The 658-nt window shown below is 39.7% G+C and carries 1 protein-coding gene; it reads left to right on the top strand.

What is annotated here, in order from left to right; translation table 11 throughout:
- The coding region (locus AN214_RS21835) for a transposase (protein WP_152960852.1) at nt 1-471 on the top strand (471 nt) is incomplete at its 5' end.
- Nucleotides 472-658: the final 187 nt, after the last annotated feature.

The raw sequence follows: 658 nt of genomic DNA, 5'->3' as shown, positions 1-658 counted from the left end.
GCCATTCTCGATGCCTACGCAGAAGAGCTTAAAAAGCTGGAATATTATTTAGAAAGCAAAGCTAAAAAGCATCAACCAAACTATTACGCACAACTACATACCATACCGGGTGTTGGGCTTATTTTAGCGATGACTATTTTGTATGAAATTGGTGATATAAACCGCTTTGAGTCTGTACAAACGTTCGCGTCTTATTGTCGGCTCGTTAAGTGCAAAGCGGAATCTGCAGGTAAAACCTATGGCACCAGCGGCAATAAAATTGGCAATGGCCACTTAAAGTGGGCATTCAGTGAAGCTGCAGTACTTTATTTACGTGGCAACGACAAAGCTCGACGCTACTTAAACAAATTACAAAAACGTATAAGCAAAGCCAAGGCACTCTCAGTACTCGCTCATAAATTAGGACGCTGTGTTTATTTTATGTTGAAGAACAAAACGGTATTCGATGATGAACGTTTTTTAAAAAGCTAAGTCGCACAATGGGGTGAGCTTTACACCTAACTAGATAAACATGAACAACCACGCGTTATTTGTGTTTAAGTCAGCAAAAGCTGAATGTGACAGGTAAGTGTTGTCGAAGTAATAAGCTATTTGGCCTTGATTAGACACCCCATTGGTGCGCATTAATTTAAGCAATGAATTGAATCGTTTACACCTT

It is taken from the genome of Pseudoalteromonas sp. P1-9 (assembly GCF_001399975.1).
Taxonomy (GTDB): Bacteria; Pseudomonadota; Gammaproteobacteria; order Enterobacterales; family Alteromonadaceae; genus Pseudoalteromonas.
This window is presented reverse-complemented; position numbering and strand designations above follow the sequence as displayed.